We start from the raw sequence: 20937 nt of genomic DNA, 5'->3' as shown, positions 1-20937 counted from the left end.
AATGGAGCCGTGGCTCAGCTCCTGAACACCACCGTCTTGTCGCCGTTGAGCAGGACGCGGTCTTCGAGATGCATCCGTACTGCTTCGGCCAGCACGCGGCGCTCGATATCCCGTCCCTTGCGCACCATGTCTTCGGGGCTGTCGGCATGGGTCACCGGCTCGACGTCCTGGTGAATGATCGGCCCCTCGTCGAGGTCGGCTGTCACGTAGTGGGCGGTCGCCCCGATCATCTTCACGCCGCGCGCATGCGCCTGATGATAGGGCTTGGCACCCTTGAAGCCCGGCAGGAAGGAGTGGTGGATGTTGATGCAGCGCCCCTTGAGCGCGCTCACCATATCATCGCTGAGGATCTGCATATAGCGCGCCAGCACGACGAGCTCCGCACCCGTTTCCTCGATGATCCGCTTAACCTGCGCTTCCTGCTCCTGCTTGGTGTCCTTCGTAACCGGCAGATGGTGATAGGGTACGTCGTAGGCTGGCGAGATCGAAAGCGCCTCGCGCGGGTGGTTGGAGACGATGGCCACCGGCTCGAAATTGAGCTCGCCGATGCGATGCCGATAGAGAAGGTCGCCGAGGCAGTGGTCGAACTTGCTGACCATCAGGGCAACCTTGCGTGGACTGTGCGGATCGCGCACCGCCCAGGTCATTCCAAACTCATTGGCTATCGGCTCGAAGGCTGCCCGGAATGCGTCTTGCGAGGTTCCATCGGCGTCGAACGCCACCCGCATGAAGAAACGGTCGCTCGACTGATCGTTGAACTGCTGCGCTTCGAGGATATTCCCGCGCTGCTCCGTGATCAGGCCGGTCACCCGCGCCGTGATGCCGGGCCTGTCTTCGCATGACAGCTTGAGAACCAATTCGTTGGGCATCGGCAGACTCCCCAAGTTTTGCAGATATACCTAGGCGAGGTCGCCCAGGGCTTCCTTTAGCGGATCGAGCCATTGCTCATAGGGCTTCCATGCGCCCTGCCCCTTGCGGTTGATCGGTTCGCGCACCTGTTCGCTTGAAGCGGTACGCACCGCGCGTTCGGTTTCGTGGAAGGCGAGGCATTGTTCCTCGAACGGCAAGCCAAGGTAATCGAGCATGCGGCGGGTCTGCCCCTCGATGTCGTCGAGCACGTCCTCATGCTGAACGCGCAGCACCTTACCCGGAAGCACCGCGTCCCAATGGTCCATCAGATCAACATAATCGGCGTAATAGCGCCCGATTTCGTGCAAGCCGTAAGTGAACTCCTGCCCCTCGGCGAACAGCTGCTTGAAGCCCGAAAAGCAGCAATCCATTGGCGCGCGGCGTGCATCGATGATCTTCGCATTGGGCAGGATCAGGTGGATGAGGCCGATGTGGCGGAAATTGTTCGGCATCTTGTCGATGAATAACGGCGCGCCCTGTCGGTGGACGCGGGTGTTGGCGATAAACTCCTCGCCAAAGCGCGTGAGCTGCTCGGGCGAGAGTTCCTCCAGCACTTGCGGATAGTTCGACTGACCCGCCTTGCGGCCCCGCAGCCTGTGCGCCAGCGCGAGAATATCCGGCAGTTCGAGCGTTCCGTCGATCTGCGAATGGCTGGCGAGGATCTGTTCGAGCAGGGTCGAACCGGCGCGCGGCAGGCCGAGGATGAAAATCGGGTCGGGCGCATCGTGCCCTGCACCTGACTTCGCCTCGAACAAATCCTGCGTGCAGACCGCCTTCTGCTTTGCCAGTTCGGCGCTCATCGTATCCGCGCTGTAGCGGGTTTGCGCCCGTTTCAGCGCGTTGCCTGCATCGTAATTCGCGAAGCTGCCCTCGTAATCGCGGCGATCCTCCAGCGCCTTGCCCAGCGCAAAGGACAGGTGCACCCGGTCCATGAAGGCGAGATCGGGCCGCGACACCTGCTGTTGCATCGCCTCTACTTCGGCGTCGGAGAAGTCGTAATTCTTGAGATTCGCGAGGGCATAATAGGCGTCGCCATGGTCGGGTTTCGCCGCGATTGCCGCTTGATAGCTCGCCACCGCATCCTCGCGCTGGCCGGTCGTCTTGAGGGCGTGGCCCATGCTGGTCAGCGTCGCGGGATCATCGGGGAGCTTCGCCAGAACCCTCCGGAACAGCGCGAAGGCCTGATCGTAATCGCCGGTCTGCATGCTTTCGATGGCAAGGCGTGACTGGAACAGCGGATTGTCCGGGTCGGTTTCGTGAAGCTTCGCCGCCTCTTCATGCGCGCGTTCGAACTTCTGCCGTCGGCGCAGGACATCGACATAGTCGAGCTTGAGCTGGAGGTTGTCGGGTTCGAAGGAAACCGCGCTCTCCAGCAGGAACTCGGCATCGTCGAGCACGCCCAGTTCCAGACCGATCTTGGCGAGCAGCCGCATCCCTTCGACATCGCGCGGGTTCTGGCGAAGATAGTGGCGGCAGATTTCCTCGGCGCGCAGCAATCGGCCTTCTGCCAGATGATTGGTGACGGCGAGCAGCTCGCGCGGCATCGCGGCGAGCCGCTGGCGCTGGGCCAGCGCGGCCTGCGCTTCACTGCCGCGCCCCGTTTCCTGCAACAAACGCGCCTGTTCGCGCCAGCTGACCTCCAGCGCGGGATTGAAACGCGTCGCCCGCATGAACGCGCCGAGCGCCGCATCGCTATTGCCGGTGGCGAGGGCGAGGTGCCCTTCTTCCTGCCAGGCCCGACCATATTCGGGCATCGCCGCATGCAGACGCTGCAAATATTCCGCCGCACCCTCGAAATCTCGCAGGTAGCGCGAGGCCACGGCCGCCATGTAGAGCGCCTCGCCGTCGTGCTCGTCCCCTTCGAGGATATCTTCCGCCAGCCTGCGGCCAGCCGCGAAATCGCCCGCCTTGAGAGCGGATTGAGCGGATTTCAGCTTGTCCTCGCGCGCGTCCATGACGGCTCCCTACAAAGCAAAACGGTGGAGGTGAACCCGCGTTCGCAGGCCCGCCTCCACCGTTTGGTAAGTTATCCGTCGCGGATCAGTAGTCGTAGGAGACCCTGAAGCCGACTGTCAGCGGACGGTTCGTCGCGATGCGCGGACGATCGTTGACGTAGTTGCCCGAAATCTGGGCGCGTTCGTCGAACAGATTGTCGCCGAAGACTTCGAACTTCCAGCGATCGGTCGTGACACCGGCTGCAAGGTCGACGACGGTGTAGCTGTCGAGCTCGAGCTTGTTGATCTCGATGATATCCGTGAACTTCGAAGCCGAGTAGGTCACCTGCGGCTGGATATAGGCACCCAGCGTGTCCGACAGGTCGAACTCGTAGCGTACGCGCAGATTGCCCTGGAAGGACGGCGCGAAAGCGAGGTCGCCGCCTTCGACGACATCGTCGGTCGGCGTCAGCACCTCGGTGATCTCGGTATCGAGGATCGAGAATGCACCGGCCACCGTCAGACCTTCGACGGCATAGGGCGCGTAGGTGAAGTCTGCTTCCACACCCATGATCTCTGCATTGGCCGCATTGTCCGAGAAGAACAAATTGGTGATGCTGGGATCGAAGATCGTGGTCTGCAGACGGCTGATGTCGACGTAGAACGCGCTACCGTTGAAACGGAACTCGCCGCCGAAGTCGAGCTTCCAGCCGAGTTCGTAGTTCTTCACTTCGTCCGTATCGAGCTCGAACGGCACGGTGAAGCCCGCACCATTGGTCGCGCCACCGGGACGGTTGAGCAGACCCGGACGGAAGCCTTCCGAATAGGTCGCGTAGAACAGCATGTCATCGTTCGGGGTCAGCGTGACCGTGCCCTTGTAGATGAAGCCGTCGGTCGTCGCCTTGTCCGGTGCACGGACTGCGTTGAACACCTGCTGCGCCTGCGTCGCGCTCAGGCCGGCGGCCTGAATGTCGGCCAGCGTATCGTCGAGCGTGAAGGTCTGGCGCAGGGCCGGATCGCACGAACCGATGAAGGTGTATTCGCCGTCACCATCGTACAGATCGTTGAGATCGGTACCGAAGGCGTTCTGGTCTTCAGCGCTGAAGCTGTTGCAGAACGAGCCGTTGGCGCTTCCTTCGAAATCGACCTCGATGTCGTAATAACGCGCGCCCAGGGCGACCGTCAGAAGATCCGGGATCACGTCGAAGCTTGCTTCACCGAAGATGCCGAACTGTTCGTCCGTACGGCGGATATCGTTGCGGAAGATCGTGTCGGCCGGGAACGGACCCGGATCGGTGAAGAATCCATCCTGCGGGAAGTTCGGCTTGAACGGACCGAAAGGCTGCGCTTCGACATTGCCCGGATAGTTGAAGTCGTTGCGCTCTTCGAGTTCGAGGTCGGAATAGAAGCCGCCCGCTGTGACGCGCCAGCGGTTTTCCGCGGGCGTGCTGAAGCGCAGCTCCTGCGTGAACACCTTCGTGTTGCTTTCCGAAGTCACGTAGAGGTTCGGTTCCTGACAGGTGCCGGCAGGGCCGCCTGCACCCGGGTAGGTCACACCGCCATCGCAGATGTAGTAGGGCAGATACTGACCGACGAAGAGGTAGTCGGTGTAGTCGACCCGCTGGCTGGTGTTACGATCGGTATACGCACCGGTGTAGACGACATCGAGCATCGCGAGGCGACCTTCGACCGTCCAGCTGGTGTTCGAGAAATCATCGTCCAGGCGATCTTCCTCGAAACGCTGGATCTCGAGGTCGTCGAGGCCGTCGAGCTCGGGATCGGCGAAGAATACGCCGTCGCTTTCGACCCACTGCCGCGAATGCGCAACGGTGAGCGTCCAGTCGGGGGTGATTTCCCACAGTGCGGTGGTCCGGAAACCGAGATACTGGGTATCGTTGAAGTCTTCCTCCACGAGAGCCGCATTGTCGGCCTCGAGGAATGTCACGTTGGGATTATTCACCGGGTTCTCGTTGAACGCCGTTGCCGGATCGTCGGCAGACTGGAAGCCGGCACGAAGCGCGCTGACCGGAACGCCGTTGGAGCGAACCGTGCCTTCGGGACGGAAGCGAGCGCTTTCGGTGAGGTCGCGGGTTCCGGGGACGTTGTCGATGTAGCCGCCCTGATCGTCGAGATAACCCACGGCGCGCAGCGCGAAGGTATTGCTGACCGGCAGGTTGACCATGACTTCGCCCTTGTAGCTCATTTCACCGCCCTTGGTGAAAGAGACACCGGCCGACGCACCAGCATCGAAGCCTGCGAGGCTCGGCTTGTTGGTGATCAGGCGAACCACGCCCGCCTGCGAGCTTGCGCCGAAGAGCGTGCCCTGCGGACCCGAGAGCACCTCGATCCGCTCCATGTCGGCGGCGTATACGTCGAGGTTGCGGCCCGGCTGTGCGAGTGGCTGTTCGTCGAGATACAGCGCGACGTTCGGCGCGAGGCCGGCAACGCCTGCCGTGGTGAGGTTGGGCGTGGTCGACGCCAGGCCGCGGATGTAGATCGTGCTCTGACCCGGGCCGCTACCGCCTGCCGTCACGGTCGGCAGCTGGTCGAGATAGTCTTCGAAGGTATCGATATTGAGTTCTTCGAGACCTTCTTCGCCGATGGCAGAGACCGATACCGGCACATCCTGCAGGTCTTCGCTACGCTTCTGCGCGGTGACGACGATGGTCGGCACGCCGCGCGGAGCCTGAGCCTGGGTCTGCGCAGGCGCTTGCTGAGCAATGGCAGGAGACGCGACAGCAATAGCCAGCGCGCTAGCGGACGCACCGCTTGCGAATTTCAACATTATGTTTGCCCCTTTGACAATTCGATGAACCGCGGGACGAGAAATCCCACGTAAAATGAATAATCGGGCGCTTTCCGCTACGAGAAATCGCCTTGGGGCGCGGGTATCAAGCCAAATGCGCCTCGGCCACAGCCGGAGCCAAAGTTTCACAGATGAACGAATCCCCTGTTGCATAATAACAACAGAGTCGGTTTCGGTTGAAATTAAACAACGTCAAATGATAAAGACTGGAAGTATGGTATATTTTATTCTTACCAATACTTATTTTTCGTTTTGCTGAAGTTTCCGTAATCGCAAGAAGTGTCAAGAAAGCAGAAATCTATTCTGCGATCGACGTCAGAAAACGACCAGGCTATTCTGCTGGCGTTACTTTCCCGTCCCACGCCTCGCATGCCTCCGCAGTGGTCGGCACACCATGCTTCTTCCGGATCAGATCGAAAACCACCGCCTTGATGATCGAAATCGCCATGAGCGCGACCACGAAGGAAAACGGAAGTGCCCCGATAATCATGGTGATGCGGATCGCATCGATCCCGCCAAGGATCAGCATGGACCCCACCATGAAGGCGAGTGCCGCTCCCCAGAACAGGATGTGATAGCGGCGGGTTCCCTCATCCTCCCCCGCGCCGTTGATCGTGTTGATGATCAGTATGGCGCTGTCGGCAGACGTGATGAGGTAGGTCATCAGCAGGATGACAACGAGTCCGGATACGAGCATCGCGACTTCGGGCGACAGGAGGACGGCCAGCGTCGCGAAAAGCTGGTCGGACATGTTTGCATCGACGATCGATCCATTCGCGACGCCGCTCAGTTCGAGATCGATAGCCGTACCGCCCACTATCGTCATCCAGACAAAGCACATCAGCGAAGGGACGAGCACCACGCCGAAAATATACTCTCTAACGGTCCGGCCGCGCGAAATGCGCGCAATGAACATGCCTACGAAGGGCGCGAAGGCGATCCACCACGCCCAGTAGAACACGGACCAGTCGAGTTGCCATTGAACGAGCGCAGCGCTCATGGCGGTGCCCGTATCTTCGAAAAGTGTCAGCGAATGTGCAGGGAGCGTCACGAGATAGTCCCAGACGCCTGTCACGAGCAGCGTCAGGCCGAAGATGCCTGAACCAGCCACAAGGAAAAGGACCAGCAACGCGAACGACAGCCCCATGTTGAGGTTGGACAGCCACTTGATCCCACGACCTACGCCCGAAAGCGCGCTGATAGTCGAGGCTCCGACCAGCACGACGAGGGAGATGATAATCGCGGCGCTGCTCGCCGTGCCTTCATCGCTGATAAGCCAGTCGCCCATCCCCACACGGTTCAACCCCGCCACGAACTGTTCGACGCCCAGCCCCATGGTAACCGCGACGCCGAGGATCGTTGCGACTACCGCGACGATATCGACGAGATGGCCGGCGATGCCCGACATTGTCGTGCCGAAAAGTGGCGCGAGGCTCGATCTGATCGTCAGCGGCAGGTTGCGGCGATAGGCGACATAACCGATCGCCAGCCCCACCAGCGCATAGGTGCACCATGCGGCAAAGCCCCAGTGCAGGAAGGTGTACATGTAGGCGGGCTCGACCGCCTCTGCCGAGCGGGCTTCAAGAGTGCCGCGGATTATGTCCGGATTGTTGGAGAAATGCGCCAGCGGTTCGCCCGTCGAATAGGTCAGCATGCCGATGCCGATGCCTGCGCCGAACAGCATCGCGAACCAGGAAAAGCGCGAAAACTCGGCCTTTTCGTCGGGCGGCCCGATGCGCAGTTCGCCGGCTTTCGGGAAGAGTGCGAGCCCGAAACATGTCAGCATCAGCGCAGCGACAAGATAGACATACCAGCCGCTGAAGGTCGAAATGATCGTCGAGTTGGCGACCGAGAGTGTCTCGTTCGCGCTGACCGGGAAGAAGATCGCCCACAGGATTATCAGCGAGACGATTATTTTCGAAGGGATGGTAACCTCGCGGCTGAAACCGTCGTAGAATCCGCGGTCATGGGTATCGATCGGAAGGTCGACGAGAGGCGGATCCGGCGGGAAAAAGTCCGCGCCAACCTGCTCCTGTACCTCTTCCGCCATGCCTTAAAACCTTGATTAGAAGCCTATTCCGTAGTCACGAACATCCCTTCCCCGGATCGAGGACATTGCACCAACAGGGGCGGGGATTGGCCGCAAACCTACATGGCAGGGCTTCGAATACAAGCCTCGCCTGCTTCGAAACAGGGCCTCAGCCCCCGCGTGGGCGGTCCGGATCACGGCGTTTCGACACCGCATCCGGACGCTATTTTCATAGCCGAAGCAAGCTCGGGATCACGCGGCCCCGACGAAGATCGACTTCGCATTGGCGAACTCTTTGATGCCGAAGCCGCCATGCTCACGGCCATAGCCGGAGTTCTTCACACCGCCGAAGGGCATGGAGGGATCGGCCACGCCATAGGTGTTGATATAGACCATGCCGGTGTCGAAGTGCTTGCTCGCCAGTTCGATCGCGCGGTCGGTATCACCGCACAGGATCCCGCCGCCCAGGCCATAACGGCTATCGTTGGCGAGGCGCATCGCGTCACCGTCATCCTTGGCGCGGATCACGCTGGCGACCGGCCCGAACAGCTCGTCGTCATAGGCGGGCTGGCCGGGAGCGACATCGGTGAGGACCGTGGCGGGGTAATAAGCGCCCGGACCATCGGGAATGCTACCGCCGCACGCGATTTTCGCGCCATTGCTGACCGATTTGTCGACCTGTTCCTGAAGGTCGCCGCGCAGATCGGCCGAGGACATCGGTCCCATGTCGCTGTCTTCGTCGGCCGGATCGCCCAGCTTCACACCTTCGAAACGCGCGACGAACTTTTCGAGAAACGCGTCGTAAACCTTGTCGGTCACGATGAACCGCTTCCCGTTGATGCAGGTCTGACCGTTGTTGTAGAGCCGCGCCTGCGCGCAGACCTGCGCCGCCTTGTCCAGATCGGCATCCTCCAGAACCATGTAGGCATCGTTGGAGCCCAGCTCGAGCACGGTCGGCTTGATTACCTTGGCCGCCTTTTCCGCGACGTGGCGTCCGGCGCCGTCCGATCCTGTCAGCGTGACACCGGGCACCTTGTCATGCGCGATGATCTCGTCCGACACATCATGGTCGATCACTAGGACGGTGAAGAGATTTGCCGGCAGGCCGCCTTCCCTGAAAATCTTTTCGATCATCAGTCCGCTGCCGGTGCAGAGCGACGAATGCTTCAGCAGCACGCCATTGCCCGCCATCAGGCTCGCGATGGCATAGCGGATGACCTGGTAGGCCGGGAAGTTCCACGGCTGGATGCCATAGACCACGCCGATCGGCGAATAGGTGACGATGCCGCGCGCCGCATTGCTCGGATCGCGCTGTTCGTCGGCCAGTTCCTTGGGACCGGTCGCAGCGGTGTAATCGCAGATACCCGCGCACAGTTCGATCTCGTCGCGGCTGTCGCCGATCAACTTGCCGACCTCGCGGGTCATAAGTTGCGCAAGCTCTTCCTTGTTGTCCCGCAGCGACTGGCCGATCCCCTTGATGACCTTGGCCCGGTCATCGAGGCTCTTGAGCTTCCACTCGGTAAAAGCCTTGTGGCAGGCATCGACCTTGGCGAAGGCGTCCTCCTTCGACAGTTGCTCATAGGTCTCGATGTTCTCGCCTGTGGCGGGATTGACGGTGGTAATAGTCGACATGGGGGGCCTCGTTCCAATTTGTGTTCACTTGCAGAAGAGGCGAGCGAGGCCTTTTGTTCCGTCCGGCAGGCGGGAAACGAATTTCGTCGCGAAACGCTGAGTCACTGATGAAAGCATAGGTGGAACATGGCAGCGCGCGCATATTGGCAGGGTCAGATCAGGCTGGCCCTCGTTTCGATCCCGGTTGAAATCTACACCGCGACCAAGTCCGGAGCGAAGATCAGTTTCAACCAGATCCACGAGCCGAGCGGCAAGCGGATTTCCTATGAGAAAACCGTCCCCGGCATCGGTCCTGTCGACCGCGACGATATAATCCGCGGCTACGAGATATCGAAGGGCGAATATGTCCTGCTGGAGGATGAGGAGATCGAAGCGGTCAAGCTGGAAAGCAAACGCACGCTCGAACTCGTCCAGTTCGTCGATTTCTGCGAGATCGACCCGCTGTACTTCGAGAAGCCGTACTACGTCGCTCCGAAAGACGAGCTGGCGGAGGAAGCCTTCATCGTGCTCCGCGAAGCATTGCGCAAGTCGAAGAAGGTCGCGCTCGGCCAGTTGGCGATGCGCGGCAAGGAAAAGCTGGTCGCACTGAAACCCTGCGGCAAGGGACTGCTGCTGGAGACGCTTCGCTATGCCGACGAAGTGCGCAAGGGCCAGTCGTTCTTTTCGGACATCGAGGACACGAAGCCCAAGAAGGAACTGCTCGACCTGGCAACGACGCTGATCGACCAGAAGAGCGCCCCATTCGACGCCAGCGAGTTCGAGGATCGCTACGCCGATGCGCTCAAGAAGCTGATCGACAAGAAAGCGAAATCGAAGAGCAAGAAGGCGATTATCGAGGACGTGGACGAACCCGGCGATGCCAGCGGCTCCAACGTCATCGACCTGATGGCTGCGCTCAAGAAATCGGTCGACGACAAGCCTGCCAAGAAGAGCAGCAAGCGCAAGAAGAGCGCCTGAGATGGCACGCGCGAAGAAAGCCGACGATCCCCTAGCCGTATACAACGCGAAGCGCGATTTCGAACACACGCCCGAACCTTCGGGCAAAGCGCGATCGAGCGACACAGGCGACCTGTTCATCGTGCAAAAGCATGATGCGACAAGGCTGCATTGGGACTTGCGGCTGGAAATCGATGGGGTGCTGAAAAGCTGGGCCGTTACCAAGGGTCCCTCCCCCGATCCCGACATCAAGCGCCTTGCGGTCCGCACCGAGGACCACCCCATGTCTTATGCGACATTCGAGGGAACGATTCCCAAGGGCGAATATGGCGGCGGCACGGTAATGCTGTGGGACAGGGGACGCTGGTCCCCGGTCGAGGGCAAGAGCGCCAGGGATCTCGACAAGGGACATCTGCACTTCACGCTCGATGGCGAACGCATGAAGGGCGAGTGGCTGCTGATCCGGCTCAAACCGCGCGACGGCGAGAAGCGCGAGAACTGGCTGCTGCGCAAGCTGCAGGACGAGCACGCGGAAGAAGGCGATGCCCTGGTCGAGCGCGAACTGACCAGTGTGAGCACGGGCCGGTCGATGGCTGAGATCGCTGCCGGGAAAAAGAAGACCAGATCACGCAAGAACGCGCCCCTCCCCAAGTTCCGCAAACCGCAGCTCGCGACGCTGGTCGACGATGTCCCGACCGGCAACGGCTGGATGCACGAAATCAAGTTCGACGGCTACCGCGCGATGGTGGCGGCGAAGGGTAAGGACGTTCGGATCTACACCCGCAATGGCAAGGACTGGACCGACAAGTTCGGCCCCCTGGCGAGAGCCATCGCCGCGCTCGACCTCCCATCCTGCCTGATCGATGGCGAGATCGTCGCCACCAATGCCGCGGGCAATCCTGATTTCTCGACCCTGCAGAAGGTCCTGAAACGCGGTCACTCCTCGCAAGGGGAGGACGACGCGCTGCAGTTCCATGCCTTCGATCTGGTCGAACTCGCCGGCGAGGACCTCAAGGACCTGCCGAATATCGAACGCAAGGAGCGCCTCGAAGCACTTCTCTCGCCAACGGAAGCCCCGATTTTCCTCGCCGACCACGTAATCGGTGCGGGCGAGAAACTCTACGACACCATGTGCAATGCCGGGCAGGAAGGCATCATCTCGAAGAAGATGAGCGCGTCCTACCGCCACACTCGGACGAAGAACTGGGTCAAGGTCAAATGCACACGGCGTCAGGAGTTCGTGATCGTGGGTTGGAAAAAGTCCAGCGCGCGCGGTCGCCCATTCGCCTCGCTGCTGATGGCCCAGCACGAGGGCGATGATCTCGTATACAAGGGTAACGTCGGTACGGGATTCTCGGCTGACGATTTCGAGGAACTTAGCTCAAAGCTCTCGCGACTGGAGCGCAAGACGCCGCCCGTCGAGGTCGATAGCAGCAAGGCCCGCGGCGTGACCTGGGTGACGCCGAAACTGGTTGCCGAAGTGGCCTTTGCAGAGTTCACCGCCGACGGGAACATCCGGCACGGCAGCTATCTCGGCCTGCGGGGCGACAAGTCTGCAGATGATGTGAAGCCGGAAAAATCAGCCGGCAAGCCAAAACCGGTGGGCGGGGTCAAGATCTCCAGCCGCGACCGCGTCATCTTTCCCGACAGCGGGCAGACCAAGGGCGATCTCGCCGATTATTACGAGAAGGTCGCGGACATCATGCTGCCGTTTGCCGGTCATCGCCCGCTCAGTCTCGTCCGCTGTCCGCAAGGCAGAGCCAAGAAATGCTTTTTCCAGAAACATGACTCGGGCGCTTTCGGCGATGCGGTCAAACCCGTTCCGATCAAGGAGAAGGACGGAGGAACCGAAGATTATCTCTTCATCGAAAACGCACGGGGCATTCTCCAGTGTGTTCAGATGGGAACGATCGAGTTTCACGGCTGGGGATCGCGCAGTGACGCAATCGAGGAACCCGACCGAATGATCTTCGACCTCGACCCGGACGAGGGCCTCGATTTCGAGGACGTAAAGAGCGCCGCGAAGGATATCCGCGCCCGTCTCGCCGATCTCGGACTGACGAGCTTCGCGATGCTATCGGGCGGGAAAGGCGTTCATGTGGTGGTGCCGCTTACGCCCGGTCACGGTTGGGACGCACACAAGGATTTTGCGCGCAGGTTCGCAGAGGCGCTCTCCCTCGCCGAACCCGATCGCTTCACCGCCACGATGAGCAAGGCCAAACGCAAGGGCAAGATCTTCATCGACTGGCTGCGCAACCAGCGCGGCAGCACCGCCATCCTGCCCTATTCGGCGAGAGCGCGAAGCGGCGCGCCCGTCGCGGTTCCCATCGCCTGGAACGAGCTTACAAAAATGACTGATGCAAGGCCGTTCAGCATCGACGATGCGAAGACCCTGCTCGACCGCGCGCAATCCAAGGCGCTCGCCGGCTGGGGCTTCGCCACGCAGGATCTGCCCGACCTCTAGGCACATGCCCGGCAAAAACTTCGATCAGTCTTCAAACAGTCATGAGACTGTGATTCCGGTGTAACATTCATCTGTCATGGATCGCTCCGAAAGCATTCTTGCCGAGGAGGATCACGACGTGACCGACGCCCTCAATCAAACGACTTCCGAAAATGTCGCCGACATTTCCCAGCTCCTGCGAATTGCGCCTGCAGAACCGCATCGCCCGGAAAGGATAGTCGGGGAGAGGCGTAAATACCGCACCATCTGGATCAGCGACGTTCACCTCGGGACCAAGGGCTGCAATGCCGAACTGCTGATCGACTTTCTCGACCACACCGACAGCGAGACGCTCTATCTGGTGGGCGACATCATCGATGGCTGGCGGCTCAAGAAGCGCTTCTTCTGGCCGCCGGAGCATAACGACATAGTGTGGCGCGTCCTGAAGCGCGCCAAGCGCGGCACCCGTATCGTCTATATTCCCGGAAACCATGACGAGATGGTCCGGCCGTTCTCTGGCATGAACTTCGGCGGGGTGGAAATCCAGCGCGCCGCTTTTCACGACACCGCCGACGGTCGCCGCCTCATGGTGCTGCACGGGGACGAGTTCGACACCGTCATGCTGGCGCACCGCTGGCTCGCCTTCATCGGAGACGCGGCGTACCATCTGATGATGAAGGTCAACGGCTGGGTCAGCGCGGTGCGCACCATGTTCGGCCTGCCCTACTGGTCGATCTCCAAGGCGGCCAAGCACAAGGTCAAGAACGCGGTCGAGTTCATCTCGAAATATGAAGAGGTGGTCGCGCGTGCAGCGGCCGAACGCGGCGTCGACGGGGTCGTGTGCGGCCATATCCACACAGCCGAGTTCCGGCGTTTCACCCATGCCGGGCGCGAAGTCGAATACTGGAACGACGGCGACTGGGTCGAAGGCTGCAACGCGCTGGTCGAACACCAGGACGGCACGATGGAGATACTCCACTGGCCCGATGAAATCGCCAGGCGCACGCTCGAAAATGCAGCAGAACCTCTTCGGACGGAGGCGGCATGATGGAAATGCGCTCGATCAACAACGGCAGCGAAATCCCGGTCGCCAACTTTCGCAAGCCGCTCACCATCGGGATCGTGACCGACGCATGGCACCCGCAGACCAATGGCGTCGTCCGAACCTTGGAGACGACCGTCGCGGTGCTGCGGCGATGGGGACACGAGGTGGAGGTCATCGCACCCGATACCTACCTCTCGGTGCCCTGCCCGACCTATCCCGAGATCAGGCTGGCGATCAGCGCACCCGGAGCGGTCGGACGCCGGCTCGCCGCAATCGCGCCCGATGCAGTTCATATCTCGACTGAAGGGCCGCTCGGCCTTGCTGCGCGGCGATACTGCCTCAGGCACGATGTCGCGTTCACGACCGCCTATCACACGCAGTTTCCGGACTATCTCGCCCGGCGCACGGGCATCTCGGCCCAGCGGTTCTGGCGCTATATCCGCTGGTTCCATGCCCCGGCAGAGCGGATAATGGTCGCAACCGACAGCATAAGCGAGCAATTGGAACAGCAGGGCCTCAACCACCTGCATCGCTGGGGGCGCGGCGTCGATCTCGATTGCTTCACGCCCGATGCACCGCAGCCGTCCGAATATGCGGAACTGGAAGGACCGATCCTGCTCTATGTCGGACGCGTTGCGGTCGAGAAGAACCTCGAAGCGTTCCTCGCCTGCGAGTATCCCGGCACGAAAGTGGTGGTAGGCGACGGGCCGCAGCGGCGCGAGATGGAACAACGGTTTCCCGAGGCCCATTTCCTCGGCAAGCGCAGCGGGAGAGAACTGGCCGGTTGCTACGCCGGAGCCGACGTTTTCGTTTTTCCGAGCAGGACCGACACCTTCGGCCTGGTCATGATCGAAGCGCTTGCTTGCGGTACACCGGTGGCGGCCTTCCCCGTCCCCGGGCCGCTGGACATCGTGACCGACAAGGTCGGCGCATTGTCAGATGAGTTATGTCGCGCAATCGACGCGTCGCGCTATTGCGACCGAAGCGACTGTGCAGCCTACGGAGCCACTTTCAGTTGGGAAGCCGCGACGCAGCAATTCGTTTCAGGCCTCGACCCCAATGCCAACGCCTTCGGGCTCGATCTCGTCGAGGGGCGCTGAACACTCAGCCTGCTGCACGAAAAAGGGCGCCTGCAAAAGCAAGCGCCCACTTCAACTCGTTCTTATGGCGATCCCGACGGGCCGTTTAGCGAGACGCCATACGTTCGCTCGCAAAATCACCTCGTTCCAGCATCTTCAGCGCCAGTCGCGCAAGGTGTTTCGAGTCTTTCCAGTCACCGTCAGCCGTTTCGAGCGCAAGCCGATCGCTACTGTTCATGGCTGTCTCGAAAAGGGTTCGCGCCTCTGCTGTGCGCCCCTGGTTGGCATAGGCAATCCCGAGGTTGATCAGCCGGGCGGGATCGTTGGCGTCAAGCGTCTCGTTCGCTTCGATCTCGTCGATCGCAGCTGCTACCTTCCCTTCGATCAAGGGCTCGTAGCCGACGGCCGTCTCCTCGCTCGCCAAGGCTGGAGCAGGAGCCATGAGGGCAATTGCAGCAAATCCGGTCAGAAGCATTGGCACTCTCCCATTGTTGGTTGGAGAATGAAGGTCGGCCGAGAGAACTGCAATAAAAATGTAACAATGTCATCGAACTGTAACAATTGACGAGCGAGCGCCTGATTTCACTCGGGAAGTTTTATTACAGGCCCGCTTATCGAGGCGCAAAATACGTGACTGGATTGTCGTCTGAATGTCATGTTTCAACATAATGCACCCAGCTGAAATCAATCGGAAAAACTGACAAAAAAGAGTCACGAAACGCACCTAGCGGGTGGTGAGCGCGAATTGCTGCGCTCGCACATTCTTCTTCGGTTTTTTGAGGGACCGCTCGCTGTGAAAAACATTCAAAGAACGCTTATCCTGGGTTGCGGCCTGGTCATCCTGACCGGCTGCGGCGCCGACGAGATCTCTTCGCCCGGCACCGGTGGCAACATCACCATCAACAACCCTGCACCGCCGCCGCCTCCGCCGCCCCCGCCCCCGCCTGCAGCGACCGCAACGGCAGCAACCGACTGTCCGTTCATTGCCGATCCGCAGGGCCTGACCGACCGCGGCGTCATCAGTGGCCCCACCGGCACTTATCGCCTGTGCCAGCTGCCGGCGCGGTTCAACCGTTCGTCACAGCTGCAATTCACCACTGCCGATTCCGCTGTCATCTACCTGATCGATGGCCAGGTCGACGTGGGTTCGGACGGCGGCCCGGCGGCTGACGCTTCGGACGGTTTGAGCGACACGGACGTGGTACTCACGATCGATCCGGGCGTTACTCTGGCCGGGCTCGACGGTTCGTATCTGAACGTCAACCGCGGCAACCAGATCCAGGCGAACGGCACCACCGCGCGTCCGATCATCTTCACCAGCCAGCAGAACATTCGCGGTGAGAACACCGACGATTCCTCGGGCGACTGGGGTGGCCTGATCATCAACGGGCGCGCGCCCATCACCGACTGCCTTTCGAACACCGCAACGCCGGGCTCGGTGAATTGCGAACGCGAAGTCGAGGGCACGACCACCCCGCCCCGCTATGGCGGCAACGATGCTTCCGACAATTCGGGCAGCGTCCGCAATGTCCAGCTGCGTTACTCCGGCACCGTCTTGTCGAACGGCGACGAGCTTCAGGCTCTTACCACGGGCGGCGTCGGTTCGGGCACCACCTTCGAAAACATCATGTCCTTCAACAGCGCGGATGACGGCGTCGAGTTCTTCGGCGGCGTGGTCAACATGAAGGGCCTTGTGGTCGTCGGCGCAGAAGACGATTCGATCGACACCGACACCGGCGTGAAGGCGACACTGCAATATGTCGTCGCGGTCCAGCGCTCCAACGTGGGCGACACGATCATCGAAGCGGACTCCTCGAATACGCTGGAGGAGAACACCCCGCGTCAGAACACGTTGATCTCCAACGCGACCTTCATTCAGCGCAAGAACGACGACCAGGCCGTGCGCATCCGCGGCCGCGCCGACTACTCGCTGTTCAACACGATCATCGTGGATGCCTCGTCGAACGGCACGCCCTGTCTGCGCGTCGACACGATCGAGACGCTGACCCGAGCGGCCAATGCCGGCCTCGACGAAGCAGGTCCGGTTCGCTTCGAATCGGTCGCACTCGATTGCGGTACTCCGTTCCGTGACGGCAGCGGCACCACCGTTGCCCAGCTGCAGAACCGGTTTGACGCCGGTTCCAACACCACGACCGCGCTTACCAACACGCTGTCGATGACCTACAAGAACGGCACCAACGAAGATGCGCTCGTCGCCTTCGACCCGACCGGCGTTTCGAGCTTCTTCGACAACGCAGGCTTCGTCGGCGCGGCCCAGGCGGCCGACACGCGCTTCGAAGGTTGGACCTGCGATTCGGCAACGATCAGCTTCGGCAACAACAGCGGGGCCTGCACCTCGCTGCCGATCTACACCTCCTGATCGACGCAAGATGGGGGAGCCGGCGCGCATTGCTGCGGTCCGGCTCCCCTCTTCGCATTCGGGCCCGAATACCGGCCCACCGATTTTCTCGGACCTAGATGAAGGGGTCTATTGCAATGAACACTGGCAAGCAGTTGGCGGGACTGCTCCTGCTCTCCACGGCTCTCACCTTTCCCGGTGTGGCCAGCGCACAAGAAACACCCGAGCCCGAGCCGGAGCAGGTCGACGAACAGGATCTCGACCCGGCGGATGAGCAACTGGACGATACCTACGAAGAGCCCGAGATCTCGATCCCGGGCGGCGGCATCGTCGTCACCGGTCGCCGCAATCGCGATGTCACGCGTAGCTCGGCACAGGTCGTCTCGGTTCTTTCGGCAGAGGAAATCGGGCGCACGGGTGAAGGCGATATCGCCGGCGCGCTCGGCCGCACCACCGGCCTTTCGGTCGTGGGCAACGGCAACGTCTTCGTGCGCGGCCTCGGCGACCGCTACTCGCTTGCGCTGCTGAACGGTCTCCCCCTTCCCTCGCCGCAGCCGCTGAGCCGCGTCGTGCCGCTCGACATCTTCCCGACGAACATCGTCGCATCCTCGCTGGTGCAGAAGAGCTATTCGGCAAACTTCCCCGGCGAGTTCGGTGGCGGCGTGATCAACCTCACGACCCGCGCCGTTCCAGATGAAAGCTTCATCAAGGTCAGCATGGGCGTGAGCGGTGATACCGAGACGACCTTCTCGAACGGCCTCGACTATTACGGCTCCGATTATGACTGGTCGGGCTTCGACGACGGAACGCGCGATGTCCCGCCTGCCCTGCAGAACTTCTTCGATAGCGGTCTGCGTATCGGAGACCTTTCGGTCGCCGATCAGGGTGCCATCGTCAAACAGCTCGGCAATCCGAACCTGGTACTCGTTCAGACAGTGGGCGAAACCCGCCCGAACTTCTCCGGCGGCATCACGGCCGGGACCGCCTTCGACCTCGGCGAAGGCCGCATGGGCATCATTGCCACGGCGTCCCTCAGCAACAAGCTGAGGACCAAGGTCGTCACCTCGCAGAACCCCTTCACCACCGACCTTCAACTCGACCGGGATTCGCGCAATTTCGTTACCGATAACCGGATCCTGGCGAATGCCATGTTCGGCATCGGCCTCGAGTTCGACGAGGCCAAGTTCCGCTTCACCAACCTCTTCATCCGCGACACGCTGAAGCAGTCGGGGCTCGGCTTTGGCGAGCTTCCGCTCGATGGCGACAGCCTGATTACGCAGAATACCGGCTGGTACGAACGCCAGCTGTTCGACACGCAGCTGGTCGGCGAGCTCAATCTGGAAGACCTTTCGATCGATCTGCGTGCCGGCTATGCCCAGACGCAACGTGAAGCGCCTTACGAATACGAGTTCGTCTATGTCCGCACCAACCAGGCGAACCAGGACACCGGCGATATCTTCATCAACGTGCTCGATCGCCAGCGCGGCAGCGGCTCGGTCGCATTCTCGCAGTTGAAGGAAGACCTCTACTACATGGGCATCGACGTCAGCTATCCCTTCGCGGACTGGCTGTCCGGCACGGTCGGCTACGCTTTCACGGATACCGAGCGATATTCCGAACGCCGCCAGTTCCTGATCGACGGAGGTTCGATTCCGCCGGGCGTCGGCGCTTTGCGCCCCGACCTGCTGCTCGGCGATGCCGTGATCGACCTTTATGGACTTGGTCTGTCCGAACCGACCCAGACCGATCCCGCCTTCCAGGCCGACCTCGAAATCCAGGCAGGTTATGCCAAGGCCAATATCACGCCTGCTTTCGGACTGAGCCTCGACGTTGGCGTACGATACGAGAGCGCGACGCAGTCGGTCGCGACGGTCGCGCGGTTCGACAATCCCTTCGTATCGCTGGCGAACACCTCGCTCGAGAACGACTACTGGCTTCCGGGCGCGACGATCACCTGGGAAGCGAGCGATCAGCTCCAGTTCCGGGCGAGCGCGTCCAAGACCATCGCCCGCCCGCAATTCCGTGAGCTGATCTTCCAGCCCTACACCGATCCCGAGAACCAGCGACAGTACATCGGTAATCCAGCCTTGCAGGATTCCGAACTGTTCAATGCCGAAGCCCGGGCCGAGTACTACTTCGGTCGCGGCAATCGCGTGTCGCTCGCGGGTTTCTACAAGGAGATCGACAACCCGATCGAACCCTATGTCTCGATCGGCGCCGATACGAGTTTCACCACCCGGTTCGCGAACGCGCCCAAAGCAGAGCTGTTCGGCGGCGAGTTCGAATTCCAGGTCACCAAGCCCCTGTTCGACTGGGGTGCCACCGGATGGCTGGAAACAAAGCAGCTGATCCTCGTGACCAACTACACCTATACCCAGTCGGAGCTGAAAGTGGCGGCCGGTGACACCACCCGCATCTTCACCGCCGGCGTCGGCCCGATCGAGAATGACGCAGCGCTGTTCTTCAACAGCGGCGACCCGCTGACCGGCCAGTCCGATCACCTGCTCAACATGCAATTCGGCTTCGAGGACCAGGACAAGCTGCAGCAGTTCACCTTCCTGTTGAACTACGCCAGCGAGCGCGTGACGCGGCGCGGAACCGCCGGCCTGCCCGACATCGTCGAGGATCCCGGTTTCACTTTCGATTTCGTGGCCCGGCAGGAGCTTGCTCTCTTCAAGCTACCGCTCGAACTCAAGTTCGAAGCGCGCAACATCTTCGGCCGTGGAAACTTCGAGTATCAGCAGGTTGGCGACAACCGGATCGAGATTAACACCTACGACGTGGGGACCTCGTTCTCGTTGAGTGTCTCTGCAGAGTTCTGACCGGCATCCTCCCTGAAAGGTTAGACAAGGCCACCTGGCGCAAGCCGGGTGGCCTTTTGCTTGAGGCCGATACTTGATGAAATGCCCGGGAGGGTTTTTCAGTTGAGGTCGAAGACGTAACCGACCGAGCGGATGGTCCGCAGCGGATTGCCACCGCCAGCGGCCTTGATCGCCCGGCGCAGACGGCCGACCCAGACATCGACGGTGCGTTCGTCGATCGGGCTCTCGTTCTTGCCCAGCCCGCCGATCAGCGCCTCGCGGCTGAGGACCTCATTGGGGTTCTCGGCAAGAAAGCGCAGCAACCTGAACTCATTGGGGCGCAATTCGATCGGCTGGCCCGCCCAGTATGCCCTGAACGCGAGGAAATCGATCGTCAGCTCGCCTTGCTGGAAGCGGGTGGCGACATGGCGTTCGACACTGCTCGATTGCAGGGCGAGAACGCGGTCGAGCGCATCGGACCGATTGATTGGCCCGCGCATGTAATCGTCAGCTCCGGCCTCGAGCGCACGCTTGCGGAAATCGTTGTTATCGTCCTCGAAAACCATGGTGATGTGGGCATTGGCCGTGCGCGGATCGACCCGCAGGCGGCGGCACATCTCCAGCCCTGCCATTTCGTCCATCACCCAGTCGACAAAGGCCCAGACCGGCCCTTCGAGCAGGGTCTTTGGCCCCTGGTGTCCGAGCGTCGCGAAGATGAACCGTGTACCGTCGTGCTCGAACGGTTCGAAGCTGTCCGCTTCCGGGTTTGTCAGGAAGATATTGACCACTGACATCGATCGCCTTGCCCCTTGATTTGACCAAGGCTTGCCCTGCTTATGTGACGGGTTTGTGACCCGATCCCGCAGTCTCTCAACAAAAACGCCGCCCCGTCTGTGTGACGGAGCGGCGCTTCTCGCTGATGCAGCGATGGCTGTATCGGGTCGGGGGTTTACTTGAGGTCGTC

At 61.0% G+C, this 20937-nt stretch carries 13 protein-coding genes; 6 read left to right on the top strand and 7 right to left on the bottom strand.

Annotated elements, in window-relative coordinates; translation table 11 throughout:
* Positions 1-14: 14 nt before the first annotated feature.
* The 5 genes from purU to CCE89_RS10680 all read right to left on the bottom strand — a co-directional run bounded on the left by purU (position 15) and on the right by CCE89_RS10680 (position 9310).
* Positions 15-869 (bottom strand): formyltetrahydrofolate deformylase, encoded by an 855-nt coding sequence (purU, locus tag CCE89_RS10700; RefSeq protein WP_086438094.1) that lies wholly within the window; start codon positions 867-869, stop codon positions 15-17.
* A gap of 30 nt (positions 870-899) precedes the next feature.
* The gene (locus CCE89_RS10695; RefSeq protein WP_086438093.1) at positions 900-2864 is read right to left on the bottom strand and encodes a tetratricopeptide repeat-containing sulfotransferase family protein; all 1965 of its coding nucleotides are present in this window, start codon (positions 2862-2864) and stop codon (positions 900-902) included.
* An 85-nt stretch (positions 2865-2949) separates the two neighbouring features.
* Complete coding sequence (locus tag CCE89_RS10690) at positions 2950-5628, bottom strand: TonB-dependent receptor (RefSeq protein ID WP_086438092.1); 2679 nt, start codon at positions 5626-5628, stop codon at positions 2950-2952.
* Between the two features lie 352 nt (positions 5629-5980).
* Positions 5981-7699 carry a BCCT family transporter gene (locus CCE89_RS10685; RefSeq protein WP_086438091.1) on the bottom strand — a complete coding sequence of 573 codons (1719 nt, stop codon included), beginning with the start codon at positions 7697-7699 and terminating at the stop codon, positions 5981-5983.
* Positions 7700-7930: 231 nt separating this feature from the next.
* On the bottom strand, positions 7931-9310 hold the full coding sequence (locus CCE89_RS10680; protein WP_086438090.1) for an NAD-dependent succinate-semialdehyde dehydrogenase: 1380 nt from the start codon (positions 9308-9310) through the stop codon (positions 7931-7933).
* A 126-nt stretch (positions 9311-9436) separates the two neighbouring features.
* On the opposite strand from CCE89_RS10680, the gene ku reads away from it, so the two are divergent.
* The 4 genes from ku to CCE89_RS10660 all read left to right on the top strand — a co-directional run bounded on the left by ku (position 9437) and on the right by CCE89_RS10660 (position 14834).
* Positions 9437-10267, top strand: coding sequence for a non-homologous end joining protein Ku (ku, locus tag CCE89_RS10675; protein ID WP_086438089.1), 831 nt, complete (start codon positions 9437-9439; stop codon positions 10265-10267).
* Between the two features lies 1 nt (position 10268).
* Positions 10269-12710 (top strand): DNA ligase D, encoded by a 2442-nt coding sequence (ligD, locus tag CCE89_RS10670; RefSeq protein ID WP_086438088.1) that lies wholly within the window; start codon positions 10269-10271, stop codon positions 12708-12710.
* A 76-nt stretch (positions 12711-12786) separates the two neighbouring features.
* Positions 12787-13737 carry a UDP-2,3-diacylglucosamine diphosphatase gene (locus CCE89_RS10665; protein ID WP_086438087.1) on the top strand — a complete coding sequence of 317 codons (951 nt, stop codon included), beginning with the start codon at positions 12787-12789 and terminating at the stop codon, positions 13735-13737.
* Between the two features lie 5 nt (positions 13738-13742).
* Entirely contained in the window at positions 13743-14834 is a 1092-nt protein-coding gene (locus CCE89_RS10660) for a glycosyltransferase family 4 protein (protein WP_086438767.1), read from the top strand.
* 85 nt (positions 14835-14919) lie between these two features.
* Here the strand turns inward: CCE89_RS10660 and CCE89_RS10655 are convergent, their stop codons facing one another.
* The gene (locus CCE89_RS10655; RefSeq protein ID WP_143256023.1) at positions 14920-15288 is read right to left on the bottom strand and encodes a tetratricopeptide repeat protein; all 369 of its coding nucleotides are present in this window, start codon (positions 15286-15288) and stop codon (positions 14920-14922) included.
* Between the two features lie 318 nt (positions 15289-15606).
* Here CCE89_RS10655 and CCE89_RS10650 point away from each other — a divergent pair, with 318 nt between their 5' ends.
* Together CCE89_RS10650 and CCE89_RS10645 are read left to right on the top strand one after the other, a co-directional pair.
* A complete protein-coding gene (locus tag CCE89_RS10650) occupies positions 15607-17193 on the top strand; it encodes a hypothetical protein (protein ID WP_086438766.1) in 1587 nt (528 codons plus the stop codon).
* A gap of 116 nt (positions 17194-17309) precedes the next feature.
* Complete coding sequence (locus tag CCE89_RS10645; protein WP_086438085.1) at positions 17310-19994, top strand: TonB-dependent receptor domain-containing protein; 2685 nt, start codon at positions 17310-17312, stop codon at positions 19992-19994.
* 98 nt (positions 19995-20092) lie between these two features.
* Here the strand turns inward: CCE89_RS10645 and CCE89_RS10640 are convergent, their stop codons facing one another.
* Entirely contained in the window at positions 20093-20767 is a 675-nt protein-coding gene (locus tag CCE89_RS10640) for a response regulator transcription factor (RefSeq protein WP_086438084.1), read from the bottom strand.
* Positions 20768-20937: the final 170 nt, after the last annotated feature.

Source organism: Altererythrobacter xiamenensis (assembly GCF_900177715.1).
Classification (GTDB): Bacteria; Pseudomonadota; Alphaproteobacteria; order Sphingomonadales; family Sphingomonadaceae; genus Erythrobacter; species Erythrobacter xiamenensis.
The sequence above is the reverse complement of the archived record's forward strand: the minus strand, read 5'-3'. Positions and strand labels throughout refer to the sequence as shown.